Here is a 26,683-nt window from a genome sequence, read left to right on the forward strand (position 1 = left end):
TTCCTATGTGATGTCCTATACTAAAGCAAGGATCATACCATCCCTTTGGAAAAGAAGGTTTTTTCCCTTCCCTTCTGCTTTATTCCTCCAAAAAGAAATAAAAAAAATAATAATTAAAGGTTTTTTGTCCTTTAATTATTATTTTCAGTCTGAAAATATATGGTTTTTTATTATTTTGTACGCTTTTTCTTACAATTCTCTATAAAACTTCAAAAAGCCCATACGTGTTCCCGCACAAACTACTTTTTTCTTCTAAATATTCGTAAACGTTATCATACAATTCTCTCTATTTTCTTCATTTTTCATAGATTTGTTAGAATTTCAAATTGTATTTCGCCAATTTCTCATAAAAGGAGGTTCTGCTAATATCTAACAATCTCGCCGCCTTGGTCCTATTGCCCTTTGCCATACTTAAGGCCTCCACTAAAGTGTTTCTTTCTGTTTCCTCCATTGCATCCTTTAGGCTCCTTATCTCTTTAAATTCAAATTGGCCCACTATTTCTTTAGAGAGATGCATGGGTTGTATGATGGCATCTTTTTCTACAATATTAATGGCTCTTTCTAAGACATTTTCTAACTCTCTTATGTTGCCAGGCCATTGGTAATTCTCAAGGTACATCATAGTCTCTTCAGATAGTTTTAAAATATATTTCCCCATAGAATTACATATTTTATCTATAAGGTAATAGGCCAGTATCTGTACATCCCCATTTCTCTCTCGTAAAGGAGGGATATGAAGAGTAACTACATCTAATCTATAAAATAAATCTTCTCGAAATTCTCCTCTTTTCACTAATTCTTCTAGATTGCGGTTGGTGGCAGCAATAATACGGATATCTACTTTTTTGGTGGTTGTAGAGCCTACTTTTTCTATTTCTCTTTCTTGTAAAACCCTGAGTAGCTTAGCTTGCATATGCAGGGACATATCCCCGATCTCGTCAAGAAAAATGGTCCCCCTATCTGCTACCTCAAACTTTCCTATTTTCCCCTTTTTTTGCGCTCCGGTAAAAGCTCCTCCCTCATAGCCAAATAGTTCAGATTCTAATAATTCATTAGGAATGGCCGCACAATTGACTTTGACAAAGGGGAAATTTCTACGTGCACTTCCTTTGTGAATGGCATGGGCGAAAAGCTCTTTTCCTGTTCCACTTTCCCCCAATAATAAGACATTGGAACTGGTGCCAGCTGCCTTTTTAGCCATATTCTTAGCTTTCATAATCGCTGGGCTTCTGCCTACAATATTATCTAAGGAATAATATGCACTGTGGGCACGCTTAGCATCTCCCTTATAACGGGCTAACTCTTCATCCATTTTACTGATGCGTTTATATAAAAAGGTTAGATCTTTTACATCCCTAAACATTACTTTTCCTACAGCGCCAGTAACTTTTCCTTTCTTAATGATCGGTATACGGGAGGCAATCATCTGGCTTCCTTTGATGTTTTGTGTGTCTGCAATCTCTGCCTGTCCCGTCTCTATTACCTTATGCATACGAGTGTTTTCAATCACCTCAGTGACATGTTTCCCTATCACTTCCTTTTGATCTACGCCTAAAAAATTGGTATAGGCTTTACTGATCATGGTAATATATCCTTCTTTATCTACTACCACAATTCCATCATAGGCAATTTCTAGAATGGTTTTCAATATACTGGAAACATCTTTTTCTGCGTCTAATTCTTCCATTAAATGATTATAATCAGTCATATCTTTAAATATTGCCACGGCTCCAATTATTTTCCCTTTATAGATTACCGGTACCTTATTAGATATCAGCATCTTCTTTTTATAGAGTACTGTTTGGCCTATTTCTTTTTCACCTGTTTCTATGGTACGAGGTAACCTGGAATCAGGCATAATCTCTAAAATAGACTTTCCTATAGCATCATGATTCTCTAGACCTAGTAACTCTTCTGCAGCCTTATTAAATAAGGTAATTTTTCCTCGATGATCTATGATCAATATTCCGTTATTGGTAGCGTAGAGAACAGCATTGATATACTTCATCGCATATTCCAGTTTTTTATGATAAACTCTTAAAAGATCTGTCTTAGTAAGAATGCCTACGAGTTTATTCTCTTTATTGATTACTGGGATGGTTTCTTCTTTTTTGTCAAAAATCTCCTGGATCATCTGTTCCTCCTGTACACAAGCTACAGAAGTGCTCATGATCTCGTCAATAGGTGTGTAGGGTGGTTTCTTCTTTTTAATAGCTTGCGACAGGTGTTTTTTTGTAAAAATCCCTAGTAGACGAAAGTTTTCATCTACAACGGGAGCTGTATCAATATGACGCGTAGAAAAAATCTCCGCTCCATCCTTTAGACTGCTATCACCAGAAATGGTAATTGGATTGGATGTCATGACTTCTTTTACTTTCATAAATCTACCTCCCCTTTTAATTAAGCCTCATCATTCTTTGGATTTATTATAACAAAAACACCTATGATTGGACTACATTCCATAGAAACATATTTTAGAAAGAGATTGCTCTCAAAAAGGGATTTCTTTTTTTATGTGAAATTATATAGATAAGGGATAATTACAATGATGGTAAGAAGAATAGGAGGACAACCAAAGATAATGTTCGTTATGTTCCAACCCTTGGTAAAACCTGATCATTTACGCTAATGAAGTAAGAGCCTTCATGAAAACAGAAAAAAGGGTGTTTTCTCTTTGGGAAAACACCCTTTTTTCAACAACCTCGACAGCCCTTGGACCGCTTATTTATTCCTTTTAATTCCATAAAAGCCCGCTTGCATTCCTGAAAGCCAGAAGAGTTCTACGGTGTCAAATCCTACTTCTTCTAAAAGATTGATATGGGACTGTATAGAAATGGGGAAAAGTTCTTTTCCGAATCTTGAGATATGTTTTTCCGCCTTTTCTACGCTTTTTCCATTATTGATTTGATCATGATACCATCGATCCAGTCCAATATCTATTCCTCTTTTGGTGCGGGGAAGAATGGTTTCAAAGGTTATGTATACCCCTCCTAATTTTAGCATATCAAAACAATTCAGGGTGGCTTGCTTTCTGTCCTCTTCATTAAAATAATGATGGGAAAGTATAGAAGTAATCACATCAAAGGAAGAGGGGGGAAGACTTAATTCCTCTGTTCCCTTTTCAATATATTGAATTTTTAAACCTACATCTTCCTTGAACTTTTCCTGTGCCACATCCAACATGGCAGAAGAAGGATCTGCTAAGGTAAATTCTGCATGGGGAAAGATATTCTTTGCCCTGTTAATGATTTCTCCCGTACCCCCTCCTGCATCTAGCCAACTTTTAGGTGCTGGGTTTATGGCCTTTACCACTTTAAAGGTCTCTTCATGAAACAAAGAATACAATTCATGGGTTTTTATCACGTTTTTATCATAATCTTTGGCTTTTTGGGAAGTTTTATTATCTCTCATTTCTATCGCGTCCTTTTTTATTCGTATAATTTATTATATCATTTAGCATCCTACTTTTTCTTTTCACAGCACAACGACTCTTTATCCTCTAAAAAGAGGAAGTACCAAATTCTCTAAAAATATGAAATGCTAGGGAATATGGTACTTCTATCATTATATTTTAAATTGATAGATATTTCATCTACTTTATTTCTTTTAAACAGATATTCTTTCTGATGATATATCCTGAACATTTTTATCTTTTTCCTCAAATATCTTGCTTAAAATAATATAGGACAAGCAGCTGGTCACTATCCCTACAATAGGAGGAACAAAAATGTCTGCCTTTAGGGAAATATAACTCGCTATTCCTGCAATAAGCCAGGAAACAAGGGCTATTTTATTTACATTCTTATTTTCTTTAGAATTTTTAATGAAGAACTCCTCACCAATAATTAAACCCGAAACCGGTGGGATTAATAAAGAAAGGAATTGAATAATCGGTAGGATATAATTAAATATACCGAAGGCTGCAAAGATAGCTGCCAATCCCGCAATAGCTAAAGCAATATGCTTATGCTGAACTTTTCCCTTCAAATGGGTTTCCTCTAGAATATTTTGTATGGCTAAGCTAGCTCCATAGATATTGTTATCCTGGGTAGTCCATAAGCAGAATATTGAGGCAATGAAAGCGATAAGGGAAAGTCCTAAGGCCGCCATAGCAAGAGTAAAGTCCCCATTCCCTGTGGATATAGCTACTAATGCTCCTGCAAATTGCAATCCTAGACATCCTATAGTAAAAGCTACTATACTACCTATAACAAGATCTCTGGTAGATTTAGCAAATCTGCAAACGTCTGGAGTTATAGTGGCTCCAAATACCCAACCACCAATAATGGATGAGGTTGCTGCTGTAAAGGAAATTGGATTGACAGGCACATAATTAAAGACATCTCCAAATCCTCCGGTGGCTCTACCTACAGCGATTACACCTACAATGGACATAATCAGTGCTGCGGGTACTCCTAAAAAGCTGATTATCTCTAAGCCTTTATACCCTCTAATAGCCGATTGAGTCCAAAGGGCTATGCACAAAATAGCCGTAATGGATATGGGCAATGTCCACCATGAAAAGGTACTCTTGATTAGGCGGGCAAAAATATCCCCATTTAAGGATATCCAAGTTACAGAGGAAATAGCTAGTAATATTGAAAATATGCTGGATCCCTTTTTCCCAAAGGCTCTTCTGGATAAAAATGATGTAGAAAGTCCTGTTTTATAAGCCATATAACCGGTGGCTAAAACGATAGCCATTAAAACTCCATTACCTACAAGTAATGTTAATAAAGCTTTGGAAAATGTCATTCCAACTCCCACAGCTCCTCCAATAACAAAATTGGATAGGGCGATAGGATAGCCAGCTAAAACTACAGTTAAGCTCAGTAAAGATTTTCTTTGTGAATCTGGCACTGCACTAAAAGCGTTTTCAAAATTTCCCTGACTTCCTTTCTCTGACATACAAATCCTCCTTTTTTAATTTTTTGATAACAATCTGTTATATTATTATCATTATCTTCATATATTGCAATTTGTATGCCATTATTTTAACGATTTTTCGACAAATTATTGCAAGATTTTGCAAAATTTCGTCAGTATTTTTAGAGATTTTTTTCACTCTTGAAATGCCTCAGGAGATAAGACTTTATGAAGTTGAAACTCCTATATGCAAGGACCTTTCACTCTTGAAATGTTTCTTTCAATTATGCAACTATTTTTAGGTAAAAATATTAACTTTATTATATATTTCTCAAAGGATGTATTCTTATGGCCTTATAAGCTTATTCTTATCCAAAATAATGAATAATTCTCTCCTCATCCTGCCGTATAATAATTTGTTTGGAGAAATTTTTCTTTTCCTTTGGATAATCTTTTCTAAAGTGCGTCCCCCTACTTTCCTTTCTCATTTGGCATGCTTTGATGATGCAATAACTAATTAAAGCTAGGGATTGAGCCTGCACATGGGATAGATCATAAACAAACTCTCCTTTTCCTTTTTCCATATTCTTAAGCCTGTCCAGTATATTCGTAACTTCCTCTAAACCTTCTAATAAATCCTTTTCATTTCTGACTATACCTGCGGTACTAGAAAGTATTTGTCTTAATCTTTGGATGATATCTCTATATTCCACTGAATCAAAAGATTCAAAAATAGTTCTATCTTTATCCTTCCCTATATCCTGCTTATTTTCCATACTATATAATGCTGCATTTTTTCCAGCTATTTTCCCATAAACTATATTTTCTGTTAAAGCAACAGAACCTAATCTATTTGCCCCATGGAGACCTCCTGTGGCTTCTCCCGCTGCCCATAGGCCCCTAACTCCTGTAAAAGCATTCTCATCTATTTTAATTCCTCCGCACATGTAATGAGCTCCAGGAGAAATTTCAATAAGATCCTTTACAGGATCAATTCCTGCCTTCATCAATAGAGGATAGTTTGTAAAACTTTCTTTGATTCTTTTTCTACTAATCCTTCTTGCATCCAAATATACTGTATTATTCTTTGTACCTCTGCCTTCAGCAATCTCTTGAAAAATGCACTTGGAAACGGTATCTCTGGTTTCCCTATCTTTTTTTTCAGGGGAGTACTTTTCCATAAATCTTTCCATATTCTTATTCAGTAAAATAGCCCCCTCTCCCCTCAGGGTATCTGTTACAATAAGGCCTGATACCTTTTCTGGATAGGCTAGGACTGTGGGCATAAATTGAATAAATTCCATATCTATAAGACTAGCTCCTGCCTTCAGAGCCATAGTTAGCCCTTGTCCTTGAATTGCTTTTTTATGAGTGGAAAAATGATAATTTGCACCAATACCCCCTGTGGCTAAAATAACACTTGTACAGGATATGTTCATTACTTGATTGTTCCACACTCCTATTGCTCCCCTAATCTTTCCCCCTTGTTTTATCAAATCAATAATGGTGCCATGATTAATCATATGAACGCCTGACTCTAAAGCTTTATTCCTAAGCAAAGAATAATACTGTCGGGTATGTCCATCTAAACACCGAACTGTTCTAGGATGGGTATGTCCCGATGCATGAAATAATTTCAATTCCTTATTTTCATTTTCAATAAAATTTACTTGTTGCTTCTGGAGTGCTTTAATTTCTTGCCCACTTCTTTCTACCAATGTCTTTACTATTTGCTCATTGTTCATATGTCTACCTGCATTTATAATATCTTCTACAAAAACCCTATTGATCTTTTCTACTTCTGTCTCTTCAGCAACGGGAAAGTTTCCGGCAAAGCCCCCTGCCGCCATTATGGTGGCATTGCCTCTACCTTTATGGACAAGCATAACCTTTGCCCCGCATTTTCTAGCTTCTATGACAGCGTGTAGACCTGCACTACCTCCCCCGATAACTAATACATCTGTACTATATTTCATATTGAGTCATGCCTCCCCGTTCTTCCTTCTTTTTATGAAATATTTAATTATTTAATGCTCTTTACTCTATTATATAAAAAAACCATGAAACAATTTTGCTCCATGGTTTCTCAGGTTGATTACTCTATCTTAAGCCGTCTTCACCTTTTATTCCGGATATTTCTAAGCCACCTACTCTTGGATGAGGTCTTCCACAGTTTGTTACCGTAAGGATAAGTACTAGCTCATTGTCTCTTGGAGCATCAGGTACTCTTACTTCCATGGCATCAAAGTGGGTTCTTACAAAGGCTGCATCTTTGTAATGTACTGGCACATCTATTGCACAACCTGGATAGCCCATTTTTTTCGCTGATGGAATGATTGCTTTTCCGCCACCTAATCCGTCTCTGAAAGGTTTTCCTAAGGATGGATGTAATAATGCTGCAGCGTGCTCTAACTCACCATTACCTCCTACGATTGCTGCTTTTCCATAGCTCTCTGCTTCGCTTTGATCAATTCCTGCTGCTTTTAAGGCTTTTTCTACTAATTCTAATCCCATAGATTCTGCCCAATCAGATAATGGAGAAAGATCTTCTACATATTTTCCAGCAAAGGGATTTTCTGCTACTACAGCAATAGTTACTCTTTTATGTTCTTTTCCTTCTACTTCTTTTAAACCATCTTTTTTGATTTCCTCTACTACAGTATAATACTTTCTGATTTTAAGTTCCATTTTGTAACCTCCTTGAATTTATTATTTTTACCTATTGTGATAGTTAAATTCCGTTTTGCCAATGCTTCGGAGCTAAGAGTTTGTAAATTCGCCTTCTAGGCAAGCGTCAAAAACTCGCTACACTCAAACACTTGACTTATAATGCCTATCCAGCTTCATGAGCATTCTCTAAACCTCTACGCAAAGCAAAATCTCCATTTAACTAGTACAACAAGTTATTTTATAATTCTTTCATCTCTACCTCTAGATCATCAGGATACTTTACTATGGTATCCTCTATAAGGATGATGCATCCTTTAATAATACCTTTTGTATATAGCTCTTCTGCTGCATTTAAACCACTCATAAGGGCTTTATATTTTTTCTTTTGACTTAAAGCGCCTACCTTTAGGGTAACCATCTGGCCTTTAATATCTGTTTCTGAATCTATTTCTTCTGCTCTACACCGAAGAATGTTTTCATCCTCTACATCGGTCATGTTTCCTATATAGGTGGCACAGGCATCGGCAGTGGCGGCGTCAGCTGCTAAGGCCACAGCTGCTGTGGCTATCCCCTTAGTAAAGCTTCTTCCTCCTAGTCCACTGGTACAAATTCCATAAATACCTTCATTCCCCGTGAGGGATAGGATCAATTGACCTTTTTTCTCCCCACGACTATAGGGAATACCTACTTTTATAGGATGATTTTGAACATCCCTAAGAGCAATGTCACCACCATTATTGATAATCACCCTAGTAGCCCCTAACTCTAAAGCTTTTTCTAGGGCAATATCTGAAAAGGATCCAGCCACTGCACCTAAGATATTCAGATCTTTATAGCCACTTTTCTCCACTGCCACAATCATCTTATTTAATACTGCAGGATAATTTTTCTGGGGCTTTCCATAATAATGCATTTGCTTTAAGTTGGAGATTAGGGGGGAAAGCTGCTGGAATTCTTCCAGCACCTTAGCCCCTACTTCCATGGCTATTTCTTCAGATATTTTATTGTGTAGATAGGTTGTAATCACCATTTGAATAGGTCCGTGGTCTATAAAAACTTTGCCCTCACCTAGTTTTTCCAGCATAATTATTCCTCTTCTTCAAGTCTTTTTAAAAGCTCTGCCTTAGTAATAATTTTATCTGTATGTCCGCCTAATTCCTCATATTTGTCTCTAGTCATGGTATATTCCACAGGAGCTACTGTGGCAGGAGTGGGTACCCATGTAGTAGCTTCTGGTACCATTTTTCCTACATCTACCATGAAATTTATTCCTCCACCAGGAAGAATGAATACAGGTGCTCCTGCTACGGTCATATTGATTTCTTCCTTGTGGATAGCATCGGTTAACTTTCTTGGAAAACTAGTTACCCCACCTCTTGCACTTCCTCCTGTTCCACCAGTATAGATGATGGAAACTACGGATTCTTCACAGGTATCAGAAATCAATTTCACTGCATTTAATACTTCTTCTGTCATAGGAATTTCTTTTACTGAACCATCTTCTTGAATTTCTAACAAGGCTGCTTTTTGGCCAGTGGTTTCGGTAACCAATATCGTATCCCCAGCTTTAGAGCGATTCATGTCTACAGAAGCAACAGCATCTACTGGATTTACTATTTCTGTTCCTCCCCATCCATGACCATGTTGTCCAAAATATCTTCCTCTCGTGCTTCGTACACCGTAAGGGACTACTCCTGTATAGGTAAGTCCTACTTCTTCCCCAGCAAGGTGCTCAGAAAGAAGTCCAATGACATGATAGTCAAGAACGATGGCTTCATTAACTACTTTAGCAAGATGTCTTGCGAAAAGTCCTATAGTTGCACTTCCGCAGCCTACTCTCATAAGTTTTTCTTTTACTCCGTCAATGACAGGTGCTTCTCCCTGTTGAAGTTCTAAAGTACTTCCCTTATCTACTTTAAGGATTACTCTTCTTCCATTGGATAGATCCACTATAGTTCTGGCTACGACAAACCCATCGTTTCCATTACTAAGAAGGTTAGCCCCTCCTATGGTAAGCATTTTTGCCCCATATTCTTCGGTAGTAATCATACCCACTACCTTGCCATCTCTTTTCACTTTAGCTCCCTCTTCGCCAATATGCATATTGGTGTCTATTTTGACCTTGGCGCCACTATAACTTAAGGGTGCTTCTGTAACTACGGTTACTACGTCTACCCCCTGGATATTGTCCTGTACAATAAAGGGTGCAGGTTTACAGCATGGATACTCTGTCCCACTTCCTACAGCAGTAATTAAAGGCTTGTAGGGAAGGTTTATACTTTCAGGAACTCGGGTAATAGCATCTACAACCAATTTTCTATTTCGAATGATTTCCCCATTGCTATGGGTGTATCTTGTACATGCTCCTGTTTTCCCCTCGGGGATGATACAGCCTACAGGGCAATGAGTACATCTTAAAGTCCCTCCAGTTACCTCTTCAACCTTTTCCAAGGCATCCTTTGGACATACTCTAACGCATATTCCACAGGTTACGCAGTTATCCTTTAGACGGGCTTTTCTGTCTACAACTTCTATAGCATCTAAGGGACAATTCTTAACACATATTTTACAGCCTATACATTTATCTAGAATAACTTCTATCATTTGCTGTTCCCCCTATTATTGTCTAGTTAATTACAGCACTATGGGTAGCAGGTGGTGTGTTTTTACTCTTGGTAAACATAACTTCGCCATCGATAATGGCCATGGAAACACCAGGAATATCTCCTGCTTCTAGGGCTTTTAAGCTGTCTTCCCCTATAGAGCCTAAGGGAGCATCCATAATGATGAAATCAGCCTCTTTCCCTTCTGCAATAAGCCCTACGTTTAAATCATGGGTTTTTGCAGTATTTCCTGTGGCAAAACATATTGCTTCCTCTGGAGTAGCCTCTGTTTCAGAAGCAATATAGGCAATGGTTCTTAAAATTCCTAAAGGAATAATTCCAGAACCTGAAGGAGAGTCATTTCCAATAATAATTCTTTCAAGCTCTCCCTTTTCTTTTACTGTATTTACAGTGTGCTTTGCAATCTTATAGTTTCCACATTGTACAATTTCCAATGCCATATTGGTGTTTTCTATGATTTTATCCACTTCTTCTGGAGCTATTGCAGTAGGTCCTCCATTGATATGGGATACTACATCTGGATTTGTTTTAATAACATCATTGGCAGTAATGGTACTACTTCCTGGAATAGATGTTCCTCCTGTATGCATCATTACTTTAAAGCCATTTTTCTTGGCCCACTCTACCATAGGAGCCGCCTCTTCTGGTTTGTTGACAGAACCTAATCCTACCTCTCCTACTAACCATAATCCTTCTTTAGCCAATTCTTCAAAGTCTTTTTCTACTAGCCCCTTCTCAAGGATTAGGGCTCCTCCATGAAGTTTTACTCCACCGGGTCTAGCATTTTTAGAGCTTTTGTGAGCTAAAATAGCTAAGGCTTTTGTCCCAGTTGGATCTTTTGGTCTACCTGGAGTATGAGGTTCTCCTGCGGATATCATAGTGGTTACTCCGCCATGTAAGGAGCTATTAATAAAGCCTAGAGTATTTTGTCTAGGTGTAAAATCTCCTAATACTGGATGAACGTGGGAATCGATAAGTCCTGGGGCCACAGTTGTACCCTTAGCATCAATGACCTTATCGCAAGAATATTCTTCTAATAATTCTTCATTCCCTATTTTTAAAATCTTTCCATCTTCCACAACAATAGTGTTGGCTTTTAAAATTGGGTTTTTCACATCTCCTGATACTAAAATTCCAATATTTTTGATTCCTAATCTTGCCATTCTAACTACCTCCCTATATTTTAGTTAAATATTTTTTGGTCCTTAGACCTTTAATTAAAAAATTCCTTTTAACTAAAATCCAGTTAGGGCAAATTATCTCACGCTCTGACTGAATCAAGTTTTACTCTCTTACAAACTCATCTTCCATTTTACCATAATCGCCTAATCCTACTAAGTCGTTGAAGTCAGCAAAGGTAATCATATGGTCTGTGTACTCTGCAGTAGTTTTGCTATCCTTTAAGGACTTCATAAGGTCAAACATTGCCTTAGCTGTTACATAAGTAGAAGCTGTTGGATAAATGACTAAGTCATAACCTAATTCTTCTAATTTATCGTCTTTCAAAAGAGGTGTTCTTCCGCCTTCTACCATGTTGGCAAGGGTAGGAACGTTTATTTCTTCATTTACTCTTTTCATTTCTGCTTCATCTTCTACAGATTCTACAAAGATAACGTCAGCTCCTGCTGCTTCGTAAGCCTTCGCTCTTTTAATGGCTTCATCAATTCCATGAACTGTACGAGCATCAGTACGGGCAATAATTACAAAGTCTGGATCCTTTCTTGCGGCTACAGCAGCTTTGATTTTTCCTACCATCTCTTCCATACTTACTACTTTTCTTCCTAACATATGGCCGCATCTCTTAGGTGCTACTTGGTCTTCTAATTGAATAGCCGCTACTCCAGCAGCTTCATATTCTTCTACTGTTCTCATTACGGTTACTGCATTTCCAAAGCCTGTGTCCCCATCAGCGATTACAGGAACTTCTACTGCACTGGCAAATTTTCTAGCTCTATCTAGCATTTCAGTCATACTTAAAAGTCCAATATCAGGTTTCCCTAATACACTGGCGGCTTGGCCGTATCCTGTCATATATACTGCTTTAAATCCTGATTTTTCAATAACTCTTGCGGTTAGGGCATCATGGGCACCTGGTGCTACAAGTATTTCTTTGTCTGCTAGTAATTGTCTTAATAGGGCTGATTTTTTCATTATTAAACCTCCAAAGTTTATATTTTTTATTATTTAAATTGATTTTTTAATACCTGCATTGCATAGTCCTCATCAATTTGAGATATAATCCCGCCTGTATAGAGTAAATAATTTTCATCGATGAGTATTTCAGGCTTGTTAGGCAAAAGGGAAATTCCTTTGTCCTTTAAGGCATTTTTTAAAATGCTTTTGCTTTCTTCTGGCTCTCGGTGGGAGAATATCCCGCCCACTCCTATGATGGTCTGTACATTTCTCAAATCCCTTCCAATGGGCATACCAGGCATAATGCCTGTTACAGGATCGGCTACTGTAGAAATATAGCCTGCATGTCTTTTTAAGGCAATTTCTACAGCTGTTTCCGCAAGTAAAGTATCAAAGAGATACTCTTTTTGGTTACTGGCAATATGTCTAGGGGTTTTCTCCATGTTTTTACAGTATTGAAGGAATTCTTCTAGTAATTCTGAATCATCCAACCCTTTTTTATGAAAAATACCCTTAGGGCTTATAACATCCAATACTCCCATGGCACTGATTCTCATCCCCAAGTTTCCCTCGACGGTTCTATAGGATACTTGTTTTTCATTGCTGACAATGAGCCCTCTCTCCTCATCATCTAAGTCTTCTAGACTGGGAATAACTGAGTGGATATCGGTGGTTGCCCCTCCTAAATCCACTACAATAACTTCTCCTAAACCTTTTTCTAAATAGGTCCCTTTAGCCAAGAGTTCCGATGCCATCAATACTGCCCCAGGAGTGGGAACCACCAAATCATTGGTAATTTCCTGTTGTAATATACTTAATCCTTGGGCTTTGGTAATCTGCTTAATAAATTCCCTATGAATAGCTTCCCTTGCTTCCTTGACTCTTAGTTTATGGATAGTGGGCATGATATTAGGGACTTTAATATGGGCTACTTGGCCTTTTCCCAATATTTCTGCTACTTTATCCTGGGCATTGATATTTCCAGCAATGACCACTACACCTTTGACTTTACTTTCTACAATGAGGGCAGCGTTTTCTATAAGGGAAGATTCATCTCCAAAGTCTGTTCCCCCTGCCAGAAGAATAATATCGGGATCGATCTCCCTTAGGATTTCTATCCGATATTCCGGTGGATTTTCGTTGGAGACAATTTCCAGAATTTTTGCCCCTGAATTCATGGCAACTTCCTTTGCTGCCTTTGCAGTCACCCGGGTCATATAGCCCATAGCTACCATCCTCAGGCCTCCTGCCGCACTACTGGAAGAAAGGACATGTCTAGCTTCTATCTTTTCTTCCCCCAGAATATCCTCCATCTCCCTGCGTCCGGCTTGAATTCCCTGATAGATATTTTCAATAGTCGTAGGGGATTGTACGGTGGCTATCAACTCTGCGTCCTTAAAGAGCCTTTGCTTAGTATAGGTGCTCCCTATATCTATAATTAAATAATCATATTTTTCCATGGTTTTCACCCTTACTTTACTGTATAACAATTTCCATCCATGATTCTTCTTGCTGTTCTGCTTATGGCTGCTTTTTCTAGCGCCCACTGTCCATCCTTTTCATGAGCTGCTACATCAATGGTAATTACCCCCGCTGGATGACCGATTCGCAGTACACTTTCCTGTCCCTTATCTTCCATTGCTTCATTGACAATGGTTCCTTTTATTCTTGCAGCTGCGCCTGTACAGATGGTTGCTGTACCTGCATAGGTTTTGTGTACTACTTGCATAAACATCAGCCTTGATACAAAGTCTACATCTTCTGTCTTGATGTCTTTTCCTGTAGTAAAATCCTTATAGTCTTGGGCAGGAGATACAAAGGCAATCATTGGGAAAGCTGGGGCTACCTTTACTGCTTCTTCCCAATTGTCTACCAATCCCATCATTTGTGCTCCCTTTCCTCTGATTTCTTCCAAAGTTTTCAATAGTTCTTTGTTTTCATCGATTTGAGAAGGAGTTTCTATACCTGTTAGCTTTAAATCCTTTGCTCTTACAAAAACTACAGGGTTGGCTGCATCCACTAAAGAAGCCTCTATTTCTCCATAACCTTCTACTTCTATTTTGTCTACTACATTACCAGTAGGTAAAAGTTTACCTGTTGCGGCTCCTGCAGTATCAGAGAAATCTATGGAGATTTCTGCTCCGGTACCTGGTACTCCTGCTATAGCATAATCGCCAGTTACTTGGGTTTTCCCACCCATTACCTGTACTTTTTCTACCAATATTTTCCCAGTATTGGTATTGTGTACTCTTACTGTGGTATAGGGCTCTTCTACTTTTACTAATCCTTCATCTACGGCAAAGGGAGCTACTCCTGAGGAGATATTTCCGCAATTCCCCGAATAATCAATCTTGCTTGCTACATAGGATACTTGACCAAAGGTATAATCTACATCGGCATCTTCTCTGGTGGAAGGGCCGATAATAGCCAGTTTACTCGTTAGGGGATCTGCTCCTCCTAAACCATCTATTTGTCTGATATCCGGACTACCGAAGATTTTTAAAATCAGTTGATTTCTTTCTTCTTGGTTTTTGGGTAAGTTTTCTTCTTTGATAAATATTCCTTTACTGGTCCCTGCTCTCATGATAACTACAGGTGTTTTCAACTGTTCCACGTTTATTCCTCCCTGTTAAAATGTATTATATAATAGAGGGCAACCTTCCGATCAACTGAAAGCTACTATTGGGGGTCAAGATCCTTCGTCCTTAACTCCTCAGGATGACATTATACTGGACTTTAGTTCCCCTCTATCTTCTACATATAAAACATTATTTTCTCTTTTTCTCTAATTCTCCTTCTATCCAGGCTACGCACTCCTCTAGGTCTGTTCCAGGTCCAAAGAAGTTGTCTACACCTAGAAAGGCTGTACCTTCTTCTCGAATTTTTCTTTCTAAAGCTTCATGTTCTTCTTCTTTTTCTCCAATTCTTCCTCCAGCTAGTAATACCACATCGTCTTTAAGTCCTAGCTCTTCTAATCTTTTGCCTACTCTTGGGAATAATTCTCTACCTAAACCTAATAGGTTGCTTACTCCTACTACGCTGGCTTTAGTTTCTGCTGCTACTTCTGCTACGGTTTCTGGTAAGTTCATTCCTCTTAAGAATATAACCTCATAACCCGCCTTCTCAATAGCCTCTTTTACCATATTAATTCCTACTACGTGGGCATCTGCTCCTACGGTAGCTAATACTACTTTCTCTTTTTTTGTGATTTCATTTTCCCCATCTACCACAACGTTTTCCTTGGTTACAGGCATATATTTTTCTTCTACACCTAGGGGAGTATAACCTGCTACATATCTCCTGATGCCGTCGACATCTCGATTGGTTTTAACAAATCTTTTTAGATCCCATCCTCCAGCTCGTGGAGTATCTAAAATACCGCTTTTTCCTGCTTCTACGATAAGTTCAATCAACTCTTCTGCCTCATACTGCCGCCAGAATTCTGCATTGATTTCCTCTACCTGTAACATTTTGTCTTTCTTTAATACAGTAGTAAGAACTGCCATAGCTTCAGCTTGAATTTCTTCTTTTCTCCTGTCAATATAGGGATCCTTTATTTCTACTTTATAAGTATTATCAAATACATTTTGTGTTGCCCAAATAGCTTTAGCCATGGATTCTCCTGTAGGTATACCTACATTTTCAGCTGCCTTTGGTCTGTAGAAGTTTGCCCCTGCTAATTTTGCACTAACAGCCATTCTTGCAAAGTGGGCTTGCTCTGCGATAAGATCAGCTGGTGGATTTTGAAAGGTTTCAGGTACAGCAATGATGAATTCGCTCCAAATGGTCTCTCTAAAGGCTTTAACTAAAGCTAGATCAGCTAAAAGGTTGATGCCTCCAACATTCATTTGAATGGCACTTAAAGCTCTATCTAATCCAGCTTTTACAGCTAATCCCTCAGATAAAAGTACCATGGCTAAGGCCATTCCATCTGTACCCATAATATTGTTAATATGTTTGTGAGTATCTAATTGAACAAACATATGGTTTTCCGCACATATTTGTATGGCTTTATAGCCACTAATTACCTTGGTTTTGAAGTCATGGATACCTCTACCTCCAAAGTGAACGTGGATAACAGGTCCTATATCTGTTCCATCAAAACCCGCAATTAGTGCATTTAATACATTAAGATGGGTAGTGTCCCCAGTAGCATTAATTCTAATGGGATGTTTGCTACCTCCTCCCATTTGAACAAATTCTCGCTCTCCTGCTGGAGTAATTCCGCCCTTTCCTCTAGATTGTTCGATAAGTTCTATTCCATCTAAAGGATCAATATGGCGAGTAGCTTCTGAATGGACAAATTGAAATAGGGTAATGCCCAATTTTTCTGCCCTATCATACATGTGTTTTGATTCATTAAAGGTTTCCTCTGCACTGTTTCTTCCCAAGATAGGGTTTTGTACTGGGTTCCCAGTTTCCACAGCCTTACGCCCTAATTCAGATAATCTATAACCACTACGTACCACTCCATTGACCTCTCTAGGATAGGCCTCTGGTAAATCTTGAATATTCCCTTCTGCATCAATGGAAGGCATTTTTACTCCAAAGGCTTTTTCATAGGCCTTAATTTTATCAATATCTTCTCTGATAATTGCTTCGGTATTTGGTCTTGCCTTAATCATTAGATGGCACCTCTTTCCATTAGTTTTGCTCTTACTTTGTTGATTAGTCCTCCTGCTTGTAGAGTTTCTAGAGTCGTTTGAGATAGAGGATTTAGAGGGTATTGTTTTTGGATAGTTACATTAGTAATTATCCCTGCTAGAATATCTACTTCAAACTCATCTTTTGGGTTCATTTCTGCCTTAATGGTATCTATTGCATCACAGGTAATGACAGGAAGACCTATGTTAATGGCATTTCTTCTAAAAATTCTAGCAAAGGATTTGGCAATTACTGCTCCCACGCCTGAACTTTTCAAAGCTACAGGAGCTTGTTCTCTACTGGAACCGCAGCCAAAGTTATGCTCTGCTAAGATGATATCCCCTGGATTTACCCGCTCTGGAAAATCTGAGATAATGCTTCCCCTTAGGGTTACTTTTTTGAGTTCTTCCACGGGGTATGACATAGCATAGCCGGGAAGAATTTGATCGGTATCTACATTTTCATTTAATAGAAAGGCGTTTCCTTTTATTTTCTCCATTGATTATCCCTCCAAAGACACTACAGTGCCAGGGTGGGTGATACATCCCTGTACTGCACTTTCTGCTACTGTTCTAGGGGAAGCTAAATAAACTTCTGCTTCCTTATGGCCCATTCTTCCTGGGAAGTTTCGATTGGTAGTGGATATGGCTACATCTCCCTTAGAAAGAAGCCCTTGATGAGCTCCAAAACAGGGTCCACATCCTGGATTGGTGACAACCGCTCCTGCATCTCTAAAGATTTTCGTCAGTCCTTCTTCTTCCATTTTTTCTAGAATGTTCTTAGAGGCAGGTACTACAATCAAATTAACTCCCTCAGCAACCTTTCTGCCCTTTAATATCTCTGCAGCAATTTTCATATCGGAAAATCTACCATTGGTACAACTTCCAATAACCCCTTGAACAATTTTGCGTCCTTGGATTTCTGCAATAGGTTTTACATTGCCAGGGGAAGAAGGACAGGCTGCTACCGGTTTAAGGTCTTGGGCCTTAATATGATAAGTTTCTTTTACTTTCCCTATTTCTTCATCTCCTTGATCAATATAGCCAATCATGGCGCCCATTTCAATCATCATGTTGGAGATGGTCATTTTTTCTTCATAAGGTAAAGAGGTAATGGTCTCTCCACCAAAGATAACCGCTTTATCGGTAAAACCATTGGTGCCAAATTTTCCAATCACATACAAGATAATGTCTTTTCCATATACTCCGGGTTGTAATTCTCCCTCTATATTGATGAGATAGGTTTCAGGCACTTCCATATCCAGTTCTCCTAGAGCCATAACTGCAGCAATCTCGGTTGAACCTAAAGGAATGGCGATGGCTCCATGGGCTCCTGCCGTACAGGTATGGGAATCCGCACCTACTACAATATCTCCCTTTTTATAAAGCTTTTCCTCCATAATCACCTGATGGATAACCCCTTCAGATCTTCCATATACTTTAACACCGAAGTTTTCTTTAAATTCTTGGATCGTTCTATGTTGTACCCTAGAGGCCTCTGAAGAGCAAGGGATATTATGATCTATTACAAATACTACTTTGTTTTTGTCGAATACTTGATTTACTCCTATTTTCAAGAATTGATCTATAGCTAGGGGGCCTGTAACGTCATGGGCGATGGCCAAATCTACTTTAACGCTTACTTCCTCTCCTACTTTTACAGATTCTTTATTGGCTTTGTGAGCTATCATTCTCTCTATAATATTCATAGTCTTATTCCTCCTACGCTTCCACTAATACGATTCCTAGCTTATTGGCGATATCTATGGCTTGCTCTTTAGAAGGTGTAGCATCCCGAAGTACTAAACGTCCACCACCTCTATTTAGGGCATCTACCATGAATTCTCCTTCATCAGTAATCACAGTAACTCTTTGTACTTGGTATTCTTCGTCTTTAAGGATTTCTACTTCTATCCCTTCCTTTTCTACCAAGTCCATAACCTCTTTATACATTTTTCCGTCGGCAGTAGAAGATCCATAAACAGCTCCCATAAGTACTCCAGGAACATTGATACCTCTTCTTGCAAATAATTCTGGGTAAAGTTCTATTTTTACTTTTTTAATCTTACCCTTGGCCAATTCATGGGCTATTCTTCCTGTATTAGTAGGAGAACCAACAGCTTGACTACTTCCTCCTACTACAGCTTCTCCCAAGGTATTTGTAATGGGTCTTGCACCCTTTGCTAATTTCTTAGACACTTCCTTGGCTTTCTCCAAAGTCTTTTTGATTTCTGCTTGTTCCTCTTCCCTAATGGATGGATCAATAAGCCTTTCTACTGGGGCTTTGGTCTTAAAGAAAGGTTGCATAAACTCTACTACGGTAGGTACCAAAGCTTTAGCCGATATAGGATGAATCTCTGCTGCCATCGCTAGCATAACATCTACAGGTACATTGACCTCCATATCTGTTTTTACAGCTAATCCTGCAGACATGGTTCCATTTAGTATGGCTCCTCCAATATGGGTAGCACATAGAGCTGGCACCATAACCCGTGGAGTACAAGGCACACCAATGGTAGGAGAAATGGCAATCACCATTGCCCTTTCTGCATCTCTAGGGCTTCCACCTAATAATTCTACTTGAGCCGCAGCTACTGCTGCAGATCCTGCTCCAAAACCTTCCATATTACATCCTGTACTGGTTTTTCCTACTCTGAACATAGAGCCTACTTTTAATAAAATAGCCGCTATTTCAGCAATTCTTTCTTCTTGATAATTGGCATCCATCATAGCTTTAATAAAGCCTGTATATGGGCAAGAATCTCCTGTTCCCGCACAGGGATTTAATCCTACTCCATGGTTGCCCACTTGAGCAGCTATAGTGTAAGTAAGGGCATTATCCACAAATTCATCCTTAAATAATTTAGGTCCTTCAATGTTATTTAACTGTGCCCCCGTAGTTCCTAATAATAAACTGCTCCCTGTGGTTATTCCCACTTCTATAGCTTTTAAGTTATGTTCAAATTCCTTTAAAACTTCTTTTAATATCTCATCCTTGGTCTTACCCGTTTGAATTTCTGTCTCTTCTAATACTACATCCACAAATCTTACTTTAGCTTTTTCCGCAATGTCTATGATTTCCCCAAGGGTAAGAGGCATCCTTTCCTCAATCATCTTTTTTATATCCATAATTAAGCTTGCTCCTCTCTCACTTCAACATTTTCCCATTCTTCATATAATTTTAATACAGCAGATATATCCTCTGTTCCTAAACCTTTTGCTCTAGCCATTTCATACATTTGCTGAGATAGATTTCCAATCATTAAAGGAGCTTTTAAATCCTTAGCGGTATCCACTGCTAGTTGTAAATCTTTGTATTGTAAATCAATCATAAATCCTGGCTCAAAGTTTCCCTTAGCGATAAAGTTTTTGTATTTTGCAGTTAAGGCATAGGATGATCCTGAACTTTGGCTGATAATATCATAGAGTACTTCAGGTTTAAGACCCGCTTTCACTCCTAAGGACAGAGCTTCTGCAACAGCGACCATATTCACTCCTAGTAAAAGATTGTTCACAAGTTTCACCGTATCTCCTGCTCCCACATCCCCTACATGGGTAACCTTTGTGCCAATATGATTGAGTACAGGAAGAAGCTGCTCAAATTTCTCCTTATTTCCTCCTACCATCAATGTAAGAGTACCTTTTTCTGCTCCTGCAGCGCCTCCACTTACGGGGGCATCTAAAACCTGTACATTTTTCTCTTGGGCTTTTTGAGCGATATATTGAATAGATTTGGGAGTAATACTACTTAAATCAACAATTGTCCTTCCTTCTTCCATTCCCTCGAGTACTCCATCTTTTCCTAAGATAACATTTTCCACAATCATAGAATTAGGAAGGGATGTAAAAACAACATCTGCTTCTTTAGCTGCTTGGGCAGGGGATTGTCCTTCCTTAGCTCCCATATCCACTAATTCCTTTACTGCTTCTTTGTTCAAATCAAATACCGTTAGAGAATATCCTCCCTTTAAAACATTTGCTGCCATTCTTTTTCCCATTACTCCTAAACCAACAAAACCAATATTCATAATTAGCCTCCTATTTAAAATATCTTTTAAAATATTTTTCTTTGTCATTACTATCTTAATATATAAGCAAATTTCATGCCAAAATTTTAACGCCTTTTTAGGCTTATTTTATCGATATTTTCCTCTTTATCTTTCACATATGAAATGCTTCCATTGTATCATGGGGGAAATTACCCAATTAAGGCATTCGATAGTCTTTCACATATGAAATGGTATTTTATATTGTGAAAGGCTTTTTCCCTTCTACAATGATAATTTTATACTACAATAATAAATAGAAGTGTAATTGTACACTTCTATTTATTATAGTTAGATTACATATTTAATTTTAAGTCTCCGTCTTTTATCCAGTTTTTCTTTCTCATAAAGTTCGTAATAATAGGGGTTAAAACTATTGGAATAATAATGTGTAATAGAAGTATTCCAATATACATTGATGATCCACCCTTACCTACTGCTTCCATAGCATTAATGGTTCCAAACTGGCCTACAAATCCACTGGTACCCATACCTGCTCCCATGGGTGTACCCTCCATTTTAAAAATTAAGGTAGCTAAAGGTCCTGTAATTGCCGCGACTAATGTTGGAGGTATCCATACCTTCCAGTTTTTTACGATATTAGGTACATGAAGCATGGATGTTCCTAAACCTACAGCTGCAACTCCTCCCCAGCCATTTTCTCTATAGCTCATCACAGCAAATCCTACCATTTGGGCACTACATCCTGCAGTGGCTGCACCTGCCGCTATGCCTCCAAGACTTAACATCATACAGATAGCTGCACTACTAATAGGTAAAGTTAAAGCCATTCCTACGATAACAGATACTAAAATTCCCATTAAAAATGGTTGTAAGGTAGTCGCGTACATAATAAGCGATCCTAAACCAGTCATAAATGATCCTACTACAGGTCCTACAACAGAACCCACTAAAACACCTACAATAATGGTGACTGCTGGAGTAACAATAATGTCTAACTTAGTTTCTTTAGAAACCATCTTACCAAATTCTGTTCCAATGATTGTGGCGATAAAGGCCCCTACTGGTCCTCCCAAGGCATTACCTGCAGCTCCTATAATAACTGCTGAAAACATAACCAAAGGTGGAGCCTGCAAACCGTGGGCTATAGCTACCCCTATGGCAGCCCCTGACATATCCCTAGCTAGAGGCCAGATGGTCTCAGTAAGAAAAGGAATATGCAGCTTGTCTCCTATGGTATTTAGAATGGTACCAATTAATAAAGATGCAAAAAGTCCTAGTGCCATAAAACTCATGGCGTCAATTAAATATCTTTGTACAGAAATCTCAATGTTCTTTCTCTTTAAAAAGCTTTCTTTTTTGTCTGTGGGTGTCGGCATAGTTTTCTCCTCCATGTATAAATCCCCCTTATTTTATTTTTTATTTAAAGCTTCTATGATGGCTTCAGGAGTTACAGGTACTTCTGTAAATCTAACCCCTATAGCATCATAAATAGCATTTAAAATCGCAGGTGCTACTGGTATTAAAGCTGGTTCTCCTACTCCCTTTGCTCCAAAAGGACCTGTAGAGGTAGGATCTTCTACAATAATAGGATAAATCTCTGGGATATCTGCCATAGTATAGACTAGATATTTTGAAAAATCAGGGTTTGTTATTCTCCCTTTTTCTACTTCTACCTTTTCTAAAAGGGCTAAACCTGCTCCCATGGAATATCCACCTTCTATTTGTCCCTCTACCATTTTTTTATTGATAGCTTTCCCCACATCATGGGCTGCTACCACCTTTAACACATGGACTTCTCCTGTCAGTGTATCAACTTCCACTTCTACAACATGAGTAGCAAAAGCATAACAAGCATAGGGAATTCCCTGCATAGTAACGGGATCTAGGGATGTAGTGTCTGGATTAAAGGAACCGCTTCCTAAAGCAATGAGTCCTCTTTTCTTCATTTCTCCCATGAGTTCACCATAGGATAGAAACTGATCTGTATCCTGTATTACAATCGCTTTCTTATTTTTCAAATCTACCTCTTCAGGGCTAACTCCCAATACTTCCGCCGCTACTTTAACTAAGGTTTCCTTTGCCATTTTGGCGGCTAAATGACAGGCATTTCCTGAAATATAAGTTTGTCTACTAGCAGAAGTTGCCCCTCCCTCTGGGGTAACTCCCGTATCTGCAGCAATAACATGAACATCCTCATAATCAACCCCTAAGGTTTCTGCAACAATTTGTGCCATGACGGTAGAGGAGCCCTGTCCAATATCCGCACATCCTACTAGGGCCGTAACTGATCCATCTCCATGGACCTCTACAAAGGCAGCTGCTGGATTAGGCAAACCGGTATTGCCTATTCCATACCACATACATCCTATTCCCGTTCCTCTTTTTTTCATATTACTTCACCTCACCATCATTAAAAATAACTTCCTTGGCCTTCTCCATAGATTTTTCTATGGTTTCAGCAATCCCTACACTATCGAATAATTTCTGATTAGTCGCTGTGATGGATCCTGCCCTTAGGACATTTTTCATTCTAATTTCGTAGGGGCTTATGGATAGTTTTTCCGCTAAAATATCCATTTGTCCCTCATGGGCTATAGCCGCTTGGGGAACTCCAAATCCCCTAAAGGCCCCTGCCATTGGGTTGTTGGTATAAGCAAAGGCAGCTTTTATCCTTACATTGGGGATTTCGTAAGGGCCTGTTAAGTGAGTCATATTTCTAGCAATTACCGCTGGTCCATAGGAGGCATAAGCTCCTGTATCCCCTGTAACATAAGCATCCATGGCAAGAATTTTCCCTTCTTTCGTCGCTCCTGTTTTTACTTTCATGGTCATAGGATGACGTTTGGAAGAAAGAAGCATGGATTCATGTCTATTTCTAGTAAACTTTACAGGTCTTCCTGTATAATAGGCCAACAGGGCTGCATGACATTGTACAGAAATATCCAATTTCCCTCCAAATCCTGCTCCCGTAGTAGCTTGAATACTTCTTACTTTACTTTGGGGAAGATTGAGCATTCTTGCTACTTCTCCCCTGTCAAAGTGGGGGTTTTGAGTGGAACTCCAAAAACTTAAAATTCCATTTTCATATTTTGCTACTCCAGCTTCTGTTTCAATAAACATATGGGCAACAAAGTTTGTTTTATAGGTGTTTTCTACAATTACATCACATTGTTTAAAGGCTTCTTCCACATCTCCCTTGATGAGGTCACTTTCCTGAAGAAGGTTGGAGTTTCCATGAATTTTATGGGCATCTTCCTTGAGAGCATCCTCTATGGTGAATATCCCTTCTAATTCTTCAATCTCTACTTCTACAAGAGCTGCAGCTTGTTCTGCAATCTCTTTGGTTTCTGCGGCTACGATGGCTAGAGCATCCCCTATCCTTCTTATTTGGTCTTCTACCAATACCGGCTCGTCCTTTATGATAATGCCCACTGCGTTGTGTCCTGGAATATCTTTTGCTGTCAATACTTTAACGACTCCTGGTAAAGACTCAGCCTTTGTGGTATCAATATTTTTTACTATGGCAGCAGGAACTTCACTTCTTTTTACTGCTCCATAGAGCATATTATCAAATTCTATATCCGCTGAAAATAGTGCTTCTCCTAGTACTTTGTCTAAGGAATCCTTCTTTATTACATTTTTACCGATTACCTTATAATTGTCCATAGATTTTTTCCTCCTTTCATCTATTTATTGCTTGCCTTTTCAACTGCATCTATAATTTTGACATAGCCAGTACAACGACATAGGTTGCCAGACATGGCCCTTTTAATTTCTTCCTTACTAGGATGAGGGTTTTTCATGAGTAAAGCTTTAGCGGAAAGGATCATACCGGGAGTACAAAATCCACATTGTACGGCACCAGCATCAATAAAGGACTGTTGCAATGTATCTAGTTCTCCATTTTTAGCTAATCCTTCTAAGGTAATTACCGAAGCTCCGTCCACTTGAGGTGCTAGTACTAGACAAGAAGTTACTGCATTGTTGTCGACGATTACAGTACAAGCCCCGCATTCCCCTTCAGAACACCCTTCTTTTACGCTGGTAAGTTTAAAGTCTTCCCTAAGCATATCTAATAATCTTTTCTTTGGATTTACTTCTACTATGACATCCTTATCATTAAGATTGAATGAAATTTTTACTTTTTCCAATGGTTAATCCTCCTCTAATCCCTGTAATTTTTGGTAACTGCTTATGCCTTGAATTGCATTAGGATATGATCAAACACTTCTGTGGAGATCCCCTTCATACTTTCTCTTTTATAAAGGGCTAAATCCTTAAAGGGTGAATTTTGCACACTGCTATCTGTCACTTGGGATAATTTTTCTATACACTTATTTATATTTTCTTCATTAAGTTCCTTATTGATTAAGATTTCCTCGGCTTCTCTGACCCTTACTGGATATCTTGAAATGGCTCCTAAAGCAATGTGTACCTTTGTACATATATTTTCCTCATTTTTTTCTATGAGGGCACCAATACTGATCACTACAATGGCTAAGGCCTTTCTTTTTCCTAGTTTTCTGAAGCTAGTGACTGCATTTTCACTGGGAGTTTTAAAAAAGATTTCTGTTAATATTTCATCTTTTCGAATTTGACAGTCTCCATCTCCCTGATAAAACTTTTCAAGGCTCATGATTCTTTCTTCCCTACTGCTTGTTAAAGTAACATAGGCATCTAGAGCCATAAGTGCAGCTATGGAATCTCCAGCAGCAGAAGCATTTACAATATTTCCTCCTATGGTACCCAAGTTTCTTATTTGAGGTGATCCCACTTCTGAACATGCAATAGCCAGGGCCTTAGCATTTTTGTTGATAATTTCTGAATTCTCTATAATGTGAAAGGGGGTTAAGGCTCCTATTTTTATAAAATCCTTTTCCTCTTTTACATATTTTAACTCACTAATTTTTTAATATCCACTACTTTTTGAGGAGACTTAATATTTCTATTCATTTGAATGATAATATCTGTACCTCCTGCAATGATTTGGGTACCTTGATCTGCTCCTTTTAAAATTTCTACTGCTTCTTCAACGGATTTTGGGGCAGAATAATCAATGTTTTTCATTTTATCCCTCCTGTTAAAAATTTAACTTAACCAAGACTAATTGTTCATGGTATTGCTTATTATCAATAAACCTTATATTTCAAGTCTCTATCCTGCTTCTTCTTTTGAAACAGAATCTTTTAATGAAATCCAATAATTATACAATGCAACAAGCTTGCCAATATGTTAAATTTTCATCATGTATACAATCTGACTAAAAATTCTTTTTCTCTATCTACCCTTTCCACTGGCGATGCCTTAAACTGATAAGGATATTTTACAACATTTTTCTACAAAATTAGCCCTTTTTTTTAATTTATTTTCATCCTTTTATTTCCTAATTTTTACAGTGCATTTCAATAGTGAAATAGTTTTATAGATATTGCTCTTTTTTCTATGATTTCAGGCCTATTCTGCATTTCATTTTTGAAATAGCTCATTCCACTATTGTAATGACATTTTCTCCTAACAAGAAAGCGGCTGCGTCCACTGTAATACTATGGAAATATTTAGTCCCTTACTAGCAAGCTCAACTTTTCTTTAAACTAAAAAGACATCCCTATTTGAGGTGACCCCTTAAAGTTAGACTTTATTAGCGAGACAGTTTCGGCTGCCTCGCTATTTTTATGCAGCCTGAAGACTAAGTCTGTATTGCACTGGACTTAGCCATCCAAGTTTCTCTTTAATTCTC

The 26,683-nt window shown here is 38.3% G+C and carries 21 protein-coding genes and 1 pseudogene; all 22 read right to left on the reverse strand.

Features of this window, described 5'->3' with window-relative positions; translation table 11 throughout:
• Positions 1–313: 313 nt before the first annotated feature.
• A complete protein-coding gene (locus tag NSA47_RS10585; RefSeq protein WP_257531784.1) occupies positions 314–2,380 on the reverse strand; it encodes a sigma-54-dependent Fis family transcriptional regulator in 2,067 nt (688 codons plus the stop codon).
• 341 nt (positions 2,381–2,721) lie between these two features.
• A complete protein-coding gene (locus NSA47_RS10590) occupies positions 2,722–3,411 on the reverse strand; it encodes a class I SAM-dependent methyltransferase (protein ID WP_257531786.1) in 690 nt (229 codons plus the stop codon).
• Between the two features lie 195 nt (positions 3,412–3,606).
• Positions 3,607–4,908, reverse strand: a complete 1,302-nt coding sequence (locus NSA47_RS10595) for a purine-cytosine permease family protein (RefSeq protein WP_257531789.1) — start codon at positions 4,906–4,908, stop codon at positions 3,607–3,609.
• Between the two features lie 326 nt (positions 4,909–5,234).
• On the reverse strand, positions 5,235–6,842 hold the full coding sequence (locus tag NSA47_RS10600) for an L-aspartate oxidase (protein ID WP_257531790.1): 1,608 nt from the start codon (positions 6,840–6,842) through the stop codon (positions 5,235–5,237).
• A gap of 124 nt (positions 6,843–6,966) precedes the next feature.
• Positions 6,967–7,554 (reverse strand): amino acid synthesis family protein, encoded by a 588-nt coding sequence (locus NSA47_RS10605; protein ID WP_257531791.1) that lies wholly within the window; start codon positions 7,552–7,554, stop codon positions 6,967–6,969.
• A gap of 220 nt (positions 7,555–7,774) precedes the next feature.
• On the reverse strand, positions 7,775–8,620 hold the full coding sequence (locus NSA47_RS10610; RefSeq protein ID WP_257531792.1) for a UPF0280 family protein: 846 nt from the start codon (positions 8,618–8,620) through the stop codon (positions 7,775–7,777).
• Between the two features lie 2 nt (positions 8,621–8,622).
• Complete coding sequence (locus tag NSA47_RS10615) at positions 8,623–10,140, reverse strand: 4Fe-4S binding protein (protein ID WP_257531793.1); 1,518 nt, start codon at positions 10,138–10,140, stop codon at positions 8,623–8,625.
• A 22-nt stretch (positions 10,141–10,162) separates the two neighbouring features.
• Positions 10,163–11,323: an amidohydrolase family protein gene (locus NSA47_RS10620; protein WP_257531794.1), complete on the reverse strand. Its 1,161-nt coding sequence runs from the start codon at positions 11,321–11,323 to the stop codon at positions 10,163–10,165.
• Positions 11,324–11,444: 121 nt separating this feature from the next.
• Positions 11,445–12,311: an isocitrate lyase/PEP mutase family protein gene (locus NSA47_RS10625; RefSeq protein ID WP_257531795.1), complete on the reverse strand. Its 867-nt coding sequence runs from the start codon at positions 12,309–12,311 to the stop codon at positions 11,445–11,447.
• A 29-nt stretch (positions 12,312–12,340) separates the two neighbouring features.
• Positions 12,341–13,753: a glutamate mutase L gene (locus tag NSA47_RS10630; protein ID WP_257531797.1), complete on the reverse strand. Its 1,413-nt coding sequence runs from the start codon at positions 13,751–13,753 to the stop codon at positions 12,341–12,343.
• 11 nt (positions 13,754–13,764) lie between these two features.
• Positions 13,765–14,907 (reverse strand): 2-methylaconitate cis-trans isomerase PrpF family protein, encoded by a 1,143-nt coding sequence (locus tag NSA47_RS10635; RefSeq protein ID WP_257531799.1) that lies wholly within the window; start codon positions 14,905–14,907, stop codon positions 13,765–13,767.
• Positions 14,908–15,061: 154 nt separating this feature from the next.
• The gene (locus tag NSA47_RS10640; RefSeq protein WP_257531802.1) at positions 15,062–16,918 is read right to left on the reverse strand and encodes a cobalamin-dependent protein; all 1,857 of its coding nucleotides are present in this window, start codon (positions 16,916–16,918) and stop codon (positions 15,062–15,064) included.
• On the reverse strand, positions 16,918–17,436 hold the full coding sequence (locus NSA47_RS10645) for a LeuD/DmdB family oxidoreductase small subunit (RefSeq protein ID WP_257531803.1): 519 nt from the start codon (positions 17,434–17,436) through the stop codon (positions 16,918–16,920). The genes NSA47_RS10640 and NSA47_RS10645 overlap by 1 nt, the downstream gene beginning before the upstream one ends.
• Before the next feature lie 3 nt (positions 17,437–17,439).
• Positions 17,440–18,645 (reverse strand): 3-isopropylmalate dehydratase large subunit, encoded by a 1,206-nt coding sequence (locus NSA47_RS10650; protein ID WP_257531805.1) that lies wholly within the window; start codon positions 18,643–18,645, stop codon positions 17,440–17,442.
• 13 nt (positions 18,646–18,658) lie between these two features.
• Positions 18,659–20,065 (reverse strand): L-serine ammonia-lyase, iron-sulfur-dependent, subunit alpha, encoded by a 1,407-nt coding sequence (locus tag NSA47_RS10655; protein WP_257531807.1) that lies wholly within the window; start codon positions 20,063–20,065, stop codon positions 18,659–18,661.
• A 2-nt stretch (positions 20,066–20,067) separates the two neighbouring features.
• Positions 20,068–20,964 carry an NAD(P)-dependent oxidoreductase gene (locus tag NSA47_RS10660; protein WP_257531808.1) on the reverse strand — a complete coding sequence of 299 codons (897 nt, stop codon included), beginning with the start codon at positions 20,962–20,964 and terminating at the stop codon, positions 20,068–20,070.
• Between the two features lie 314 nt (positions 20,965–21,278).
• Positions 21,279–22,337 (reverse strand): PTS sugar transporter subunit IIC, encoded by a 1,059-nt coding sequence (locus NSA47_RS10665; RefSeq protein ID WP_257531810.1) that lies wholly within the window; start codon positions 22,335–22,337, stop codon positions 21,279–21,281.
• Between the two features lie 18 nt (positions 22,338–22,355).
• Entirely contained in the window at positions 22,356–23,336 is a 981-nt protein-coding gene (locus NSA47_RS10670; protein ID WP_257531812.1) for a xanthine dehydrogenase family protein molybdopterin-binding subunit, read from the reverse strand.
• A gap of 1 nt (position 23,337) precedes the next feature.
• Positions 23,338–24,612, reverse strand: a complete 1,275-nt coding sequence (locus tag NSA47_RS10675) for a xanthine dehydrogenase family protein molybdopterin-binding subunit (RefSeq protein WP_257531814.1) — start codon at positions 24,610–24,612, stop codon at positions 23,338–23,340.
• A gap of 20 nt (positions 24,613–24,632) precedes the next feature.
• Positions 24,633–25,097, reverse strand: a complete 465-nt coding sequence (locus tag NSA47_RS10680) for a (2Fe-2S)-binding protein (RefSeq protein WP_257531816.1) — start codon at positions 25,095–25,097, stop codon at positions 24,633–24,635.
• 41 nt (positions 25,098–25,138) lie between these two features.
• Positions 25,139–25,582 (reverse strand): FAD binding domain-containing protein, encoded by a 444-nt coding sequence (locus NSA47_RS15510; protein WP_306811157.1) that lies wholly within the window; start codon positions 25,580–25,582, stop codon positions 25,139–25,141.
• A pseudogene (locus NSA47_RS15515) lies at positions 25,565–26,013 on the reverse strand (FAD binding domain-containing protein); the annotation flags it as partial. The pseudogene NSA47_RS15515 and the gene NSA47_RS15510, both read right to left, overlap by 18 nt.
• Positions 26,014–26,683 lie beyond the last annotated feature (670 nt).

Origin of the sequence: Irregularibacter muris (genome assembly GCF_024622505.1) — a bacterium.
Taxonomy (GTDB): Bacteria; Bacillota; Clostridia; order Eubacteriales; family Garciellaceae; genus Irregularibacter; species Irregularibacter muris.

Bases quoted from the DNA above. Each gene is read 5' to 3' on its own strand.
- NSA47_RS10585 (WP_257531784.1), bottom strand. From the start codon at position 2,380: ATGAAAGTAAAAGAAGTCATGACATCCAATCCAATTACCATTTCTGGT.
- NSA47_RS10590 (WP_257531786.1), bottom strand. From the start codon at position 3,411: ATGAGAGATAATAAAACTTCCCAAAAAGCCAAAGATTATGATAAAAAC.
- NSA47_RS10595 (WP_257531789.1), bottom strand. From the start codon at position 4,908: ATGTCAGAGAAAGGAAGTCAGGGAAATTTTGAAAACGCTTTTAGTGCA.
- NSA47_RS10600 (WP_257531790.1), bottom strand. From the start codon at position 6,842: ATGAAATATAGTACAGATGTATTAGTTATCGGGGGAGGTAGTGCAGGT.
- NSA47_RS10605 (WP_257531791.1), bottom strand. From the start codon at position 7,554: ATGGAACTTAAAATCAGAAAGTATTATACTGTAGTAGAGGAAATCAAA.
- NSA47_RS10610 (WP_257531792.1), bottom strand. From the start codon at position 8,620: ATGCTGGAAAAACTAGGTGAGGGCAAAGTTTTTATAGACCACGGACCT.
- NSA47_RS10615 (WP_257531793.1), bottom strand. From the start codon at position 10,140: ATGATAGAAGTTATTCTAGATAAATGTATAGGCTGTAAAATATGTGTT.
- NSA47_RS10620 (WP_257531794.1), bottom strand. From the start codon at position 11,323: ATGGCAAGATTAGGAATCAAAAATATTGGAATTTTAGTATCAGGAGAT.
- NSA47_RS10625 (WP_257531795.1), bottom strand. From the start codon at position 12,311: ATGAAAAAATCAGCCCTATTAAGACAATTACTAGCAGACAAAGAAATA.
- NSA47_RS10630 (WP_257531797.1), bottom strand. From the start codon at position 13,753: ATGGAAAAATATGATTATTTAATTATAGATATAGGGAGCACCTATACT.
- NSA47_RS10640 (WP_257531802.1), bottom strand. From the start codon at position 16,918: ATGATTAAGGCAAGACCAAATACCGAAGCAATTATCAGAGAAGATATT.
- NSA47_RS10645 (WP_257531803.1), bottom strand. From the start codon at position 17,436: ATGGAGAAAATAAAAGGAAACGCCTTTCTATTAAATGAAAATGTAGAT.
- NSA47_RS10650 (WP_257531805.1), bottom strand. From the start codon at position 18,645: ATGAATATTATAGAGAGAATGATAGCTCACAAAGCCAATAAAGAATCT.
- NSA47_RS10655 (WP_257531807.1), bottom strand. From the start codon at position 20,065: ATGGATATAAAAAAGATGATTGAGGAAAGGATGCCTCTTACCCTTGGG.
- NSA47_RS10660 (WP_257531808.1), bottom strand. From the start codon at position 20,964: ATGAATATTGGTTTTGTTGGTTTAGGAGTAATGGGAAAAAGAATGGCA.
- NSA47_RS10665 (WP_257531810.1), bottom strand. From the start codon at position 22,337: ATGGAGGAGAAAACTATGCCGACACCCACAGACAAAAAAGAAAGCTTT.
- NSA47_RS10670 (WP_257531812.1), bottom strand. From the start codon at position 23,336: ATGAAAAAAAGAGGAACGGGAATAGGATGTATGTGGTATGGAATAGGC.
- NSA47_RS10675 (WP_257531814.1), bottom strand. From the start codon at position 24,612: ATGGACAATTATAAGGTAATCGGTAAAAATGTAATAAAGAAGGATTCC.
- NSA47_RS15510 (WP_306811157.1), bottom strand. From the start codon at position 25,582: ATGAGCCTTGAAAAGTTTTATCAGGGAGATGGAGACTGTCAAATTCGA.